Genomic DNA, 13,933 nt, shown 5'->3' on the forward strand with positions numbered 1-13,933 from the left:
GCTCGGAGAGCAACCTAACCAAGGCGTAGAGCTCGTGACGTCGAGCGAAAGTAATCGATCAATCCAAGGCTTCGCGATTAGCGAACGCTTCAGCTATTCGTCTTCGTCACCTGCAGCCTCAACGCTATTGTTGATGAACTGGAGTGCCTTGCGGTGCTCTTCAAGGACCGTGTCGTGAGCGGGCATTCCAGGACGAGCAACCTTAGAGAAGGCATGAATGACCTCCTTAACTTCCTCGTATCGCTCCAACCGAAGCAAGCAATCCACCAATCCAGACGCGACCAACACATCGTGAGGACGAAGCTTCTCAAGCCCACGAAGTGCCCACAGGGACAACTCAGTATCATCGCTCCGAAACCCAATCCCAACAAGAAACAACCACGCGGCGTCACAAGCAGGCTCGCGCTTTACAAGATTCAAAAGGTGGTAACGCGCGCCATTGTCGTCACCCGCCTCAAGCATCTTGGTAATTTCATTAATATCCATCAAGATCGCTCTGCTTCATTAACTTCTGACACCGATAGGGAACGCACCCAAGCATGCAGCGCGCCAAGTTCCCACCCCAGACGCCCGGCTGATCGAAATCACCCTTAGCGCGCGTGCAGGTAGTCTTACAGCCCTGAATATGGCTTTGGCAATCAGCAATGAAGTCATCGTCATCTCCGTCGGCACATGCAGATCTGATCAATGCAACAGCCATCTGCGACGCTGGGCTATTGGGATTCAGAATACCGTTCGGACCAACCCCCAGCATCTCACCCGCCTTAAGAGCATTCCTAAAGCTATCGCCGTTGATCTTTGGACCAAAATCCCAATTGCCGTTCGGATTGCTGAGGTCGCCCCCATTGTACGCCCCAACGGCACCCGGGGCGCCCGTGACCACGGGGGGCGGGGGCAGTAAAGGAATTGCCTGCATCCCATCGGGGTCAACTGATGCGAGCGGGTTGCCCTTCACGTAGCCGTAGGTGCTGATTCCCCCCTGCAATCCGAGCGGGTCTGACGTCACGAAGCGGCCACTGGCGGGATCGTAGTCACGCTGAACGTTGTAGTGAAGGCCGCTTTCAGCGTCGTATCGCTGCCCAGGGAAGCGCATCGCGAACTCAAAAAGCGTGCCATCCTGGTCCGGATCCTCGTTGGGTGCCGTCGCACCGAACGCTTCCCCCTTCAGATCCCAAGTCCAAACTGCGACGTCATGGGCTGGGTCAACGACAACGCGAGGGGTGCCCAGATGATCCGGCGGAACGTAGTAGAGCGCGCTACCCTTCAGCAATCCGACAGGCAGGTTGTCCAACCAGATCACCTGCTGACGCGCAATACCCGCCTGGTCGTATTCCCCCAGCCATTGCCCACGCTCATCGTAGAGCGTAGAGACTCCGTGCTGAAGCACCTCCAGCCTTGCGGGTTATCTGCTGGCCAAGATCGTTGTAATGATATTCCGCAGCAACCGTACCGTTTCGCTTCACCGCACTCAAGCGCTCCATTGCGTTGTAAGCAAACTCGCGTTCCACGCCCTGGATCGAAAGCGTGTTGCCAGCCGCATCGTAGGCACGCGACACGCCCCCGACGCTTTCCAGGCGGTGACTGTCGGACGGATAGACGATCGAAGCGCTTCACCGGCATGCGGATGGACTGCTGCCCATTCCCTGAAAATTGATGCAGCGCCGACGTTCAGGACCCATCCGAGCCTTTGATATTCTCCGAGACCCTATCATCGATGAACGCCAGCGCCTTGCGGTGTTCCTTCAGCACAGTCTCATGCACCGCATTCCCAGCCTGCGCGACCTCCGCAAAAGCATTAATGACGCGCCGTGCCTCTTCGTATTGCTTCAACTGAAGTAAGCAATCCACAAGACCAGAAGCAACAAAGGCATCGCGAGGGCGAAATACCTCCAGCGCCCGAAATGCCCTCAACGTTAAATGAGGATCATTCGTCCGAAAGCCTATCCCTACCAGGAATAGCCACGCGCCCTCAGCCGCCGGCTCCCTCTCAACAAGAGCCAGAAGGTGCCCAAGAGCACCAGCATCGTCGCCAGAATCAATTAGGGCCGTGATTCCTTCAATATCCATTCAAATCGCCTTGTTTGATCAACTTCTCGCACCTATTGGGAACGCAGCCGATCATACAGCGTGCGAAGCTCCCCCCCCACACCCCAGGCTGCCTGAAGTCTCCACCAGCGCGCGTGCAGGTAGTCTTACAGCCTTGGATATGGCTTTGGCAGTCAGCAACGAAGTCGTCGTCATCCCCGTCGGCACACGCAGATTTGATCAATGCAACAGCCATCTGCGACGCTGGGCTAAGCGGATTCAGAATACCGTTCGGCCCAACTCCCAACATCTCACCCGCCTTAAGGGCATTCCTAAGGCTATCGCTGTTGATCTTTGGACCAAAATCCCAATTGCCGTTCGGATTGCTGAGGTCACCCCCATTGTACGTCCCAGCGGCACCCGGGGCGCCCGTGACCACGGGGGGCGGGGGCAGTAAAGGAATTGCCTGCATCCCATCGGGGTCAACTGATGCGAGCGGGTTGCCCTTCACGTAGCCGTAGGTGCTGATTCCCCCCTGCAATCCGAGCGGGTCTGACGTCACGAAGCGGCCACTGGCGGGATCGTAGTCACGGTAGTAGTTCTGGTTGAGACCAGACACACCATCATATCGCTGCCCAGGGAAGCGCATCGCGAACTCAAAAAGCGTGCCATCCTGGTCCGGATCCTCGTTGGGTGCCGTCGCACCGAACGCTTCCCCCTTCAGATCCCAAGTCCAAACTGCGACGTCACGGGCTGGGTCAACGACAACGCGAGGGGTGCCCAAATGATCCGGCTGAACGTAGTAGAGCGCGCTACCCTTCAGCAATCCGACAGGCAGGTTGTCCAACCAGATCACCTGCTGACGCGCAATACCCGCCTGGTCGTATTCCCCCAGCCATTGCCCGCGCTCATCGTAGAGATTCAGGGCTGAAGCACCTCCGGCCTTCCGGGAAATCTGCTGACCAAGATCGTTGTAATGGTATTCCGCAGCAACCGTGCCGCTTCGCTTCACCGCACTCAAACGCCCCATTGCGTTGTAAGCAAACTCGCGCTCCACGCCTTGGATCGAAAGCGTGTTGCCGACTGCATCGTAGGCACGCGACGCCCCCGCGACGCTTTGCAGGCGATGACTGTCTGAGGGATAGGCATAGGCCTGCTCAGCTCCATTGACCTTCGCAGACGTGCGATTGCCCGTGGCGTCGTAGGAGTAGCTGTCGATGATCGAGCCAGTGGCCGCATCCTTGAAGGCAGTCAATCGGCTCAAGGCGTCGTAGGTCAGCGATACGGACGTTGCCCCAGTCCCTCCGGAGGTGAGGCCAGTCAACTCGCCCACAGTACTGAACGAGAAGGCTGCATTCAGTGCTCCCGAGCCACTGCCGATCAACGCCGACGGACGGTAATCCTGGTCGACGTCTCGCGCCAACGTACGCCCGTTGCCGTAGGCCCAGCCCGCAGATGGGCCGAAGGGATGGCGCTTTGCACTGGAAAGCAACACGACACGAGCAGCACCCGGTCGAGCCACGCCGATCTCGGTGACCGTGCCGGCTGCATCTCGCTTGTAGTCCGCCACCGTTCCGTCAGGATAGGTGACAGAACGAAGTCGGCCAGCATTGGTGTAGGCATAGCTGACGCCTACGCTCTGCCCCGATGACGTCTGCACCTTGCGCGTCACATTGCCGGAGCGATCGTAGCAATACTGGGTTTTAGCGCCGTCATCCTGCAAGGATGAGAGGCGCCCGCTTGCAAACGACTCACCAGCTGAGCAGATGTCCTCGACTTGGTCATACACGTATGACGCAACAATCGCTTCGTTCCCATAAACCTTGCGCACCACGCGCCCCAGGGCATCGTATGTGTAGCTGCTAGCCGTGCCATTGGCGTCAACCTGCTTCGCCGGCTGCCCTGCACTGTTGTAACTGGCAGTGGTTGCGCCCGTGTCGGGACTCTGGCGGCTCAACAAGTCGCCCAGCCCTGAATAGCCGTAATTGGTCGCCAGGCCTTTGGGATCGACAACCTTGGTGGTCCGGCCTTCGACGTCATACTCGTATCGCGTCTCGACCGCCATCCCGGAAACGTCCTGAAGCACCCTGCTGGGCCTTCCATAGGGATCGTAGTCAAACTGCGTCTTTCGCTTCAGGGCATCGGTGATGAGCTGGACGTTGTTCGCCAGGTCATAAGTAAAGTCGGTTGAATTCCCCGCTGCCGTCTTCTGGGACACCAGTTGCCCCAACTTGTTGTAAACGCGAGAGAGCGAACGCTTCAGTCCACCACCTGCGTCGAACACCTCCTCTTTGGTGCGATTGCCTGCCACATCGAGGGTGTAGCGAATGTGGTTCCCGGCCCCGTCATTGATCTGGACGAGACGGTGCGCATCATCGTAGGTGTAGCTGAGGGATACTCCATCGGGGTCAACAACCGATGCGACATTACCTGTCGCATCATAGGAAAGGGAGGTCACTCGATCGTTGGTGGACGCAGCTCCGTCCACACTGTTCCGCTCGGTTATCGAGGTAAGCTTGCCTCGAGTGGAATAGCCAAAATCATGGATCGTACCGGTCGCGTCTCGAAGGCGGCTGACACGCCCATTTCGGTCGTAGGCCAGCCGTGTCGTCACTTGACCGAGAGCATTGGTCTCGGACTGAAGGTCACCAGCGCGGTGGCAGGAGCCCCCGAGAACGCCGCAACCCGACTCATCCGCGGTCAGGTAGTAGCTGTACCTGGTAACGTCCTGAACATCGGATCGCGGCCCGTCTTCGGCAAGGACAAGACTGACTTGCGGGCATTGGGTGGCATCCACCGCCGAGCAGTAGGCGGTGGTCCATTGACGAACCCCAGCGGGTGCATCGGTTGCAGCTCCGCACGCATACCCGACCGCAGCCGAATTGGCAGGATCCACCTCGCACCGCGCGACCTCCAGGCCCAACGCGTTGTACTTCCATGAACTGCTGGAAACGGCCACGCCCGCAGAGTTCTTTACCACCCGACTCAGAGGCAAACGCAGTGCGCTATCCCACGTGGTCGTCGTGGTGCGCTGCTGCGGGGTGTCGACGGCGTCAATCTGTTCGGCCAGCAGCCCGTCTGCCGTGTACGTGGTCCTTGTAGTGATTCCCTTGAAGTCCGTGACCGACGCCGGGTAGCCGTTCACGTCATAGGTCATGGCCTTGTAGGGTTGGTTGCATTGGTCACCACAGGCGGCCGAACCGCCTGCGGGCATCAAACGCCCCTTTCCTGTATCCACGAAGCCCAACTTGGAAGTTGCTCCGAGTGGCCCCTTGACAGTTACTGGCAGCGTTCCCTTCCAGGTGGAAGCGGCGTAGTCCAAGGTTGTGGTATCAACTCCGCCAGCGAACTCTGCGTGATAGGCGCGATGGTTGTAGTCGAATTTAACGGTCTCGTAACGAACGCCTTTCTCATCCACAATCCCTGTGAGGAAGGACGTACCTGAGACAGTGGGGCTGTTGGCTGTTTCGTTGTAGATGTAGCCCTTGCTTGTGGCGTCCGGATAGGTCACCGAGGCAAGCTGTCCTGCGGGGTTGTAGCCAAACGTTTGCGATGCACCGTCTGGCAACATCATCGTGGTCAATCGCGATGAGGCATCATACTTGAAGCTCAAGGTCCGCCCGCTGACGTCGCCAACGGTCAACAGGAGCCCAGCGACTGGCGCCACATCTGCCGGCGTGGTTGCGTCTGAATACTGCAAGGACAGAAGCTTCCTGCCTGCAGAGTCATAGACCTCCTTCAACAAGCCTGTTGCATCGTAGACTTCGGTTTGGCGGTTGGCCGCCAACTGCAATGCGTAGCCGGTGCCCGCCTCTCGATCGACGAGCACGTCTGCGACATCGGCATCGACGATCCAGCCGCTTGGGGCTCGAGTGAACAGCTCTGAACTGCCATCCGGCCGAATGGCACGAATGAACGTGCGGTCTCCGGCCGCTCCCGTGGTGGGTGCAAGCACTTCGAGTCGCCGATCAAAAAGATGGCGCCACTGACGCCCCAAAGAAGAACCCGGGGCACGAGCAGAACTGTTGTAGAACCGCCGGAACATCAGGCCTGACGGAGACTCGAAGTCCGTTTCCTGCCGATAGAAGTTGCCAGTGGAGGTATTGATCGGATCACCCTCAAACGGGCTTCCTGGATCACGGGCATTGGCCTTTGAAGCACTGTCAGCAGCACCTCGAGCCCCAGTTCCATCGGTAGCGGAGCCAAGCCCAGCCGAACAACGCTTCTGGCACCCGCCGAAATTCTTCTGGGGCTGTCCAATCAATATCTCGGAAGCAAAAACGTTGTCACTAACACTTCCATTAACGTAGATCGTCGCAGCCCAGCCGTCGGTGCCGTATCGCACCGTGACAACGGGCGGCTTGGTGCACTTGGGGTCCTGTTGGCAAGGGGCTTGGATCTTCCCAACCAAGAAGTTGACCGCCGCACCTATGCTCTCAAACGAGCCAACGCCGCGAAACGACTGAACCGTGTAGGGAGGGCCGTAGTAGGTGGCTGCACTTGCAGTCGATGTACTGCCTAATGCTAGGCAGAAGGAGAGAATGGCGGCAGCCTTGTGGCTGCGCAGGGGCATTGCAAATGCCATTGGTACACACTCCATGTGAAAGACAACTGGCAAGTCCGACCAAAGGATTCCATCCGACATCAGTCCTTAATGCACGGAACGAACATGTTCTCCCCCCAACCTTGCTGGGGATGGGCAAATCCTAGAGCAAGCTAATGACAGATTTTGTGCGACAAGACAAGCTTTGGAGAAGCACACCGCAATTGAGCATAGGCCCGCGGTAACCGTGTCCACAGGGTGTGCGACAGCCCCGCGCCAGCTCGTTAGGTTTATGCCTGTCCTTCGCACGCCGTATCAAGACCCGCCGAAGCCATGCACCAGCGATGGGCTCGAGCAGACGGCTTTCCGGTGCCGCTCTCCATTCTGATTCGCTATGGTGTGTCGCCAGTCATCCATCAACACCCTGCCGCAAGTAGAAGGTTAGATCACGGCTGGATTCTGCCTAACGAAAAAAAGGCCCCCATCCATAAAGATGAGGGCCTCTATCAACACCAAAACCGTCAAGTAGGAATCAGAACGGGATATCGTCGTCAGCGAAGTCGTCCATCGGCGGCGCCTGCTGCGGCTGCGGGCGCTGGTTGCCACCCTGGTTGCCGTAACCGCCGCCCTGGTTGCCGCCCTGGTTGCCATAGCCACCGCCCTGGCCGCCACGCTGGCCACCGCCGCCGCCGCCGTACTCCTGGCGCGGCGCCTGCTGGCGCTGCGGACGATCGCCGCCGTAGTTGCCACCACCGCCGCCACCGCCGCCGCCTTCACCGCGGCCGCCCAGCATCTGCATTTCATCGGCGATGATGTCGGTGGAGTACTTCTCCACGCCGTCCTGGCCGGTGTACTTGTCGTAGCGCAGGCTGCCTTCGACGTAGACCGAGCTGCCCTTGCGCAGGTACTCGCCGGCGATCTCGCCGAGCTTGCCGAAGAACACCACGCGGTGCCATTCGGTGCGCTCCTGCTGGTTGCCATCCTTGTCCTTGCGGACGCTGGTGGTGGCCAGGCTGATGCGGGTGATCGCCATGCCGCCCTGGGTGTACTTCACGTCCGGGTCGTTGCCGAGATTGCCGACCAGGATGACTTTGTTGATGCCGCGCGCCATAGGTACCTTCGTCCGTTGTCCAGGGGCAGACCGCCAGTGATAGCACAGCCCCGGCCGGGGGTGCAGTACGCTGGGCCGCCCCTGTTGAAATTTGGGGGAGTGCGAGAACGATGCATCTTAGCATTGCCGCCGCCATCCGCCCGGCCGGAAGACCCCGGCGGCACCGGAGGTTTGGGCTGATTTCCTTGTCCGGCAATGACTTACCTTCGCCTCGGCGGACATCGGGAAGGGCATCCGCGTCAGCCCATGGCATCATGCCCCGGCACCTTCCACCCTGCCCCCTTCCGCGTGCCCATGACCATCAAAGGCAAAGCCACCTCCCTGGACATCGCCCACCTGGCCGGGGTCTCCCAGCCGACCGTGTCGCGCGCCCTGCGTGGCAGCCCGATGGTCAACGCCGAGACCCGCGAGCGCATCCTGCGCATCGCCCGCGAGCTGAACTACAAGGTCGACAAGAACGCCTCCAGCCTGCGCCTGCGCAATGCCGGCACCCTGGCGCTGCTGTTCTTCGAGGACCCGACCAACGACGACTCGCTGATCAACCCGTTCTTCCATTCGATGCTGGGCTCGATCACCCGCGCCTGCGCCCTGCACGGGCAGGACCTGCTGGTCTCGTTCCAGCAGTTGTCCACCGACTGGCAGGCCGATTACGAGGACAGCAACAAGGCCGACGGCATCATCCTGCTCGGCTACGGTGACTACCACGAATCGCGCGACCGCCTGCAGCGGCTGGTCGAACAGGGCACGCATTTCGTGCGCTGGGGCGCCGCCCTGCCCGGCCAGCCCGGCGTGTCGATCGGCAGCGACAACTTCCAGGGCGGGCACGACATCACCACCCACCTGCTGCAGCAGGGCTGCCGCCGCATCGCCTTCCTCGGCCATGCGTCCAGCCACTACCCCGAATTCCAGGAGCGCTACCGCGGCCATGTCGCGGCCCTGCAGGAACACGGCCTGGCTGCGGAACCGGCGCTGCAGCACGATGCGATCACCACCGAGGCGTCCGGCCAGGAGGCCTGCCAGGCGCTGCTGGCGCGCGGCGAACCGATCGATGCGATCTGCGCGGCCAGCGACCTGATTGCCATCGGCGCGATGCGCGCCCTGCGCGAGGCCGGCCTGCAGGTGCCACAGGACGTGGCAGTAACCGGCTTCGACGACATCCCGCTGGCGGCTTCGGTGTCCCCGGCGCTGACCACCGTGCAGCAGGACACCAAGCAGGCCGGGCAGCTGCTGGTGGAGCGCCTGCTGGCACTGATCGGCCGGCAGCCGGTGGACAGCCAGAGCATCCCGGTGAAGCTGGTGGTGCGGGAGTCGTCGCTGCGCCGGTAAGCGCCGCCAGGCCTCCCGCCCCGGCCCAACGTGCGACGGCGGGACTCCCCCCCCATGACCAACGGCGGATGACGCCTGCCTGCCCGTGAGCGATAACCACAACGCACACAGGGAACATCGGTAGCGCTCGTCTGCTGAACTGCCGGCTGGCATCCAGACCAGAGCCCATCGCATGCAATCCGGTGTTGCAGCTCAGTGCCTGCAGGACACCCACGAGTATCCATGACTCTGGGACACGTCCTATAGGACGTTGAGGCTGCACGTCCCATAGTTTCAGCCTTCAAGGCTAGGCAACCTGATTTCAGGTAGCCCGGTCGATTCCACCTCGGTCCGCCTCTTCTACTGGAGCTGCCAAGTGCTGAAGATCGATTCGCTGTCCAAGACGTACGCCAACGGCGTGCATGCCCTCAACAACGTCACCCTGGACATCCCGCGCGGCATGTTCGGCCTGCTCGGCCCCAACGGCGCCGGCAAGTCGTCGCTGATGCGCACGCTGTCGACCCTGCAGGAGGCCGACAGTGGCACGGCCACCCTCAGCATTCCGGGTGAGGCGCCGATCGACGTGCTGCGCGACAAGGACGCGGTGCGCCGTCGGCTGGGCTACCTGCCGCAGGATTTTGGCGTCTACCCGAAAGTCAGCGCACTGGACCTGCTGGAACATTTCGCGGTGCTCAAGGGCCTGACCCAGCGTGCGCAGCGCCGCGAGGTGGTCGATGGACTGCTGCAGCAGGTGAACCTGTGGGACGCGCGCAAGCGCAAGCTCGGCACCTACTCCGGCGGCATGCGCCAGCGCTTCGGCATCGCCCAGGCGCTGCTGGGTGACCCGCGGCTGGTGATCGTCGACGAACCCACCGCCGGCCTCGACCCGGAGGAACGCAACCGCTTCCTCAACCTGCTGGCGGCGATCGGCGAGAACGTGGCGGTGATCCTGTCCACCCACATCGTCGAGGACGTGACCGACCTGTGCCCGACGATGGCGATCATGAACAAGGGCCAGGTGCTGCTCACCGGCCGTCCTGCCGAGGCCATCGACGCCCTGCAGCACCAGGTCTGGCGCAAGCAGGTCGATCCTTCGGAACTGGCCGACCATGAAGCGCGCTACGTGGTGCTGTCGACCCGCCTGGTCGGTGGCCGCCCGGTGATCCACGTGCACAGCGCCAACGACCCCGGCGACGGCTTCGTGGCCGTGGCACCCGACCTCGAGGACGTGTACTTCCAGCGCCTGCGCCTGCAGGCCCGTGCCCGCGCGGCAGCCTGAGCGGAGCACGCCATGATCCTCAACTTCTTCCGATTCGAGCTGCGCGAGCAGCTGCGTTCCCCATTGCTGTGGCTGCTGGCCGGGCTGTTCGCCCTGCTCGCCTTCGCCGCCGCCTCCAGCGACGCCGTACAGATCGGTGGCGGCAGTGGCAACGTGCACGGCAACGCGCCCACCGTGATCGCGCAGATGCTGGGCATCTTCACCCTGCTCGGCATGCTCGTCACTGCGCTGTTCGTCAGCAATGCGCTGCTGCGTGACTTCGAACTCGGCACTGCCGAACTGATCTTCGCCAGCCCGGTGAAGCGCCGCGACTACCTGGCCGGGCGCATCGCCGCTGCCCTGGCAGCCGGCCTGCTTGTCTACGTTGTGATTGCGTTCGGCCTGTGGCTGGCGCCGTTCATGCCGTGGGTCGACCCCGAACGCATGGGGCCGATCAGCTGGCGCGGTTATGCCTGGACGTTCGCGGTCATCATCATTCCCAACCTGTTGTTCACCACGGCATTGCTGTCACTGCTGGCGGCGCTGACCCGTTCGATCCTGTGGGTCTACATCGGCCTGGTGGCCTACCTCGTACTGTATGGCGTCAGTGCAGCCCTGCTGCGCGACATCGACAACACGTGGATCGCCGTGCTGAGCGAGCCGCTGGGCATGCGTGCACTGAGCCGCACCATCCGCTACTGGTCCACCGACGAGCGCAACAGTGGAATTCCCGCACTGACCGGCTATCTGCTGGCCAACCGCGTCCTCTGGCTGGGCGTGGCCGCAGCGCTGTTCGCCGCCACCTTCGCGCTGTTCCGTACCGAGCGCAGCGGCAGCGGCCGCCGTCGCTGGGGCCGCAGGCAGGCGCAGCCGGCTGCCGACGCCAGCGCCGCCCGCCCGACCCGCGCAACGCTGCCGCGCGTGGTACCGGCGTTCACCGCCACCACCGCGTGGCAGCAGTTCCTGCGCCAGGTGCGCTTCGATACGCGCGGCGTCCTGCGCAGCGTGCCGTTCATCGTGCTGCTGGTACTGGGCTTGACCAACTTCCTGCCCAGCGCACTGTTCCGGCAGACGCTGTACGGCACCCCGATCTGGCCGGTCACCTCGCAGATGATCATGGGCCTGCAGGGCGCCTTCAGCTGGTTGCTGGTGATCATCGTGCTGTTCTTCGCCGGCGAGCTGGTCTGGAAGGAACGCAGTGCGCGCATCAACGAAGTGACCGACGCGATGCCGGTGCCGAACTGGGTGCCGCTGCTGGCCAAGTTCACCGCGCTGCTGGCGGTGATCATCTGCTTCCAGGCGGCCGGTGCGCTGGCGGCGATGGGCGTGCAGCTGGCCAAGGGTTACACGCATCTTGAGCCGCTGCTGTACCTGCGCAGCCTGGCGCTGGATTCGGTGGTCTACATCCTGATGGGTGGCCTGGCGCTGGTGCTGCAGGTGCTCACCAACAACAAGTTCGTCGGCTACGCGCTGCTGATCGTGGTGATGATCGGCCAGGGCGTGCTTGGCCTGCTCGACTACACGCAGCACCTGTACAACTTCGGCAGCTGGCCCAACGCGCCCTATTCGGACATGAACGGCTACGGCCACTTCCTGCCGGGGCAGCTGGCGTTCCAGGGCTACTGGGCGCTGTTCCTGCTGGCGCTGATGTGCCTGGCCTCCGCATTCTGGGTGCGCGGTGTCAGCCAGGGGCTGCGCCAGCGCCTGGCCCTGGCCGGCCGTCGCCTGCGCGGCCCCACCGGTGCCTTGGCCGGGTTGGCCACCCTGGCCTTCATCGGCGTGGGTGGCTGGCTGTACTGGAGCACCAACATCCGCAACGAATTCATCGCGCCCGACCGGCAGCTGGACCTGCAGGCCCGCTACGAACGCGAACTGTCGAAGTACCGCGCCCTGCCGCAGCCGCGCGTCGTGGCGGTGGACAACCGCGTGGACCTGTTCCCGGAATCGCAGTCGATGGTGATCGACGCGAACTGGACGGTGCGCAACACGCACGCCGTGCCGATCCAGGACGTGCATGTCTCGATGGGCGACGACAAGCAGCTGGTCGCGGTTGACCTGGGTGGGCAGACCCTGTCGATGCATGACGCCGACCTTGGCTACCGCATCTACCGCCTGGCCATGCCACTGCAGCCGGGTGAAAGCCGCAACGTGCACTTCCGGGTGGTGCAGACGCCCAATGGCATCACCGCGGGGCTGGCGCCGAGCAACATCGTCGACAACGGCACCTTCTTCAACAGCCGCGTGCTGCCCTCGTTCGGTTACAACGAGGGGGCCGAGATCAGCGACCGCAACGAGCGCCGCAAGCGCGGCCTCGGCGAACCCCGGCGCATGCCCAAGCTGGAAGACGAAGCCGCGCGCGCCAACACCTACATCTCCAACGACGCAGACTGGCTCGACTTCCGCACCACGGTCTGCACCGCACCGGACCAGGTAGCGCTGGCGCCGGGCTATCTGCAGCGGGAGACCACGGTGAATGGCCGACGCTGCTTCAGCTATGCCATGGACCGGCCGATGCTGAACTTCTACGCCTATCTTTCGGCACGCTGGGAGGTGCGCAGGGCGACGTACAAGGACATCCCGATCGAGGTCTACTTCGATCCGGCGCACGGCTACAACGTGGACCGGATGATCGAAGCGGTGCAGAAGTCGCTGGCCTACTACGAGGCGAACTTCACCCCGTACCAGCACCGCCAGGTGCGCATCATCGAGTTTCCGGGCTATGCCCGCTTCGCGCAGTCGTTCGCCAACACCATTCCCTATTCCGAGGCCATCGGTTTCATCGCCGACCTGCGTGACCCGGACAAGGTGGACTACGTGTTCTACGTGACCGCGCACGAGATCGCGCACCAGTGGTGGGCGCACCAGGTGATCGGCGCCAACGTACAGGGCGCGACCATGCTGTCCGAGTCGTTGTCACAGTACTCGGCACTGATGGTGATGGAGCAGGAGTACGGCCGCCAGCACATGCGCCAGTTCCTCAAGCGCGAGCTGGACGGCTACCTGTCCGGGCGCGGCGGCGAGGCCATCGAAGAACAGCCACTGGAGCGCGTGGAGAACCAGCAGTACATCCACTACCAGAAGGGTTCGCTGGTGTTCTACCGGCTGCGCGAGGAAATCGGCGAGCAGGCGCTGAACCGTGCTCTGAAGCGCTTCCTGCAGGACAAGCGCTACCAGCAGCCGCCGTACACCACCTCACGCGAGCTGCTGGGCTACATCCGTGCCGAGACCCCGGCTGACCGCCAGCAGCTGGTCACCGACCTGTTCGAGAAGATCAGCTTCTACGACAACCGGGTGATGGCCGCCAGCGCCCGCAAGCGCGATGACGGCCGCTACGACGTGACCCTGGACCTGCACGCCGCCAAGCAGTACGCCGACGGCAAGGGCAAGGAAAGCGACGGAAAGATGGATGACTGGGTCGAGGTCGGCGTGTTCGCCAATGGTCCGTCGGGCAAGGAGCGCGACCAGAAGGTGCTGTACCTGCAGCGCCACCACATCACCAGCGCCGAGCCGAAGATCACGGTGACGGTGGACGAGAAGCCGGATGAAGCGGGCTTCGATCCGTACAACAAGCTGATCGACCGGGTGAGCGATGACAACCGGCGCAAGGTGACGATGTGAGGCAACGGAGCGCCGGCCGATGTGCCGGCGCTCCGCGTGGAACCTGCAGTGCCGAGCCATGCTCGGCACAGCG

At 62.4% G+C, this 13,933-nt stretch carries 9 protein-coding genes; 3 read left to right on the forward strand and 6 right to left on the reverse strand.

Translation table 11 applies throughout. From position 1 onward, the window contains the following. Nucleotides 1-93: 93 nt before the first annotated feature. The 6 genes from BKE09_RS05595 to BKE09_RS05615 all read right to left on the reverse strand — a co-directional run bounded on the left by BKE09_RS05595 (nucleotide 94) and on the right by BKE09_RS05615 (nucleotide 7,679). Nucleotides 94-486: a hypothetical protein gene (locus tag BKE09_RS05595; RefSeq protein ID WP_139319620.1), complete on the reverse strand. Its 393-nt coding sequence runs from the start codon at nucleotides 484-486 to the stop codon at nucleotides 94-96. Then, nucleotides 476-1,291, reverse strand: coding sequence for an RHS repeat-associated core domain-containing protein (locus BKE09_RS05600; RefSeq protein WP_170871730.1), 816 nt, complete (start codon nucleotides 1,289-1,291; stop codon nucleotides 476-478). The genes BKE09_RS05595 and BKE09_RS05600 overlap by 11 nt, the downstream gene beginning before the upstream one ends. Nucleotides 1,292-1,352: 61 nt before the next feature. Next, nucleotides 1,353-1,556: a hypothetical protein gene (locus BKE09_RS23195; RefSeq protein ID WP_139319621.1), complete on the reverse strand. Its 204-nt coding sequence runs from the start codon at nucleotides 1,554-1,556 to the stop codon at nucleotides 1,353-1,355. Between the two features lie 112 nt (nucleotides 1,557-1,668). Next, nucleotides 1,669-2,067, reverse strand: a complete 399-nt coding sequence (locus tag BKE09_RS05605; protein ID WP_075675111.1) for a hypothetical protein — start codon at nucleotides 2,065-2,067, stop codon at nucleotides 1,669-1,671. Then, nucleotides 2,057-6,610, reverse strand: a complete 4,554-nt coding sequence (locus BKE09_RS05610; RefSeq protein ID WP_240502879.1) for an RHS repeat-associated core domain-containing protein — start codon at nucleotides 6,608-6,610, stop codon at nucleotides 2,057-2,059. The genes BKE09_RS05605 and BKE09_RS05610 overlap by 11 nt, the downstream gene beginning before the upstream one ends. Before the next feature lie 490 nt (nucleotides 6,611-7,100). Continuing rightward, nucleotides 7,101-7,679 carry a single-stranded DNA-binding protein gene (locus tag BKE09_RS05615; RefSeq protein WP_049430409.1) on the reverse strand — a complete coding sequence of 193 codons (579 nt, stop codon included), beginning with the start codon at nucleotides 7,677-7,679 and terminating at the stop codon, nucleotides 7,101-7,103. Nucleotides 7,680-7,973: 294 nt separating this feature from the next. On the opposite strand from BKE09_RS05615, the gene BKE09_RS05620 reads away from it, so the two are divergent. From BKE09_RS05620 to BKE09_RS05630, 3 genes are all read left to right on the forward strand, one after another. Continuing rightward, the gene (locus BKE09_RS05620) at nucleotides 7,974-9,005 is read left to right on the forward strand and encodes a LacI family DNA-binding transcriptional regulator (protein WP_075675112.1); all 1,032 of its coding nucleotides are present in this window, start codon (nucleotides 7,974-7,976) and stop codon (nucleotides 9,003-9,005) included. Nucleotides 9,006-9,360: 355 nt separating this feature from the next. After that, a complete protein-coding gene (locus BKE09_RS05625; protein ID WP_075675113.1) occupies nucleotides 9,361-10,263 on the forward strand; it encodes an ABC transporter ATP-binding protein in 903 nt (300 codons plus the stop codon). A 12-nt stretch (nucleotides 10,264-10,275) separates the two neighbouring features. Further along, a complete protein-coding gene (locus BKE09_RS05630) occupies nucleotides 10,276-13,860 on the forward strand; it encodes a M1 family aminopeptidase (RefSeq protein WP_075675114.1) in 3,585 nt (1,194 codons plus the stop codon). Nucleotides 13,861-13,933 lie beyond the last annotated feature (73 nt).

The sequence above is a fragment of the Stenotrophomonas sp. TD3 genome, assembly GCF_001939825.1.
Classification (GTDB): Bacteria; Pseudomonadota; Gammaproteobacteria; order Xanthomonadales; family Xanthomonadaceae; genus Stenotrophomonas.